The organism is Hydrogenovibrio sp. 3SP14C1 (genome assembly GCF_029625905.1).
Classification (GTDB): domain Bacteria; phylum Pseudomonadota; class Gammaproteobacteria; order Thiomicrospirales; family Thiomicrospiraceae; genus Hydrogenovibrio.
Genome location: NZ_JARTLM010000064.1, coordinates 1 through 281 on the forward strand (window position 1 = coordinate 1; position 281 = coordinate 281).

The 281-nt window shown below is 65.5% G+C and carries 1 protein-coding gene; it reads right to left on the reverse strand.

Annotated elements, in window-relative coordinates; all coding sequences use genetic code 11:
- Positions 1–281 (reverse strand): anhydro-N-acetylmuramic acid kinase (locus tag P8629_RS11650; protein ID WP_278166292.1); only part of this gene is annotated, 281 nt, incomplete at both ends.

Consider the following 281-nt stretch of genomic DNA (forward strand, 5'->3'; position numbering starts at 1 on the left):
GCAGACCAGCAGGGTCGTTTTTTGATCGCCCCGCGGCAGGTGGGCAATGCCGTGCGCGATACAGGCCACCGTGAGTTCCGCCAGCGTGGCCGGAATGTCGCAAGGCGCTTCGTGGCCGGTGAGGTGGCGCTGTAGCCAATCCAGGTGAAAGAGCTCACGACCCGTGCTGCGCGGCGGTGGCTGCTGAAAGAAGGGCTCTTGCAGCAGTCGCTCCAGCAGGGCGGTGTCCACGCGGCCACTGGCTGCCCAGGCACCCTGTTGGTCAAATCGGCCGACATGAT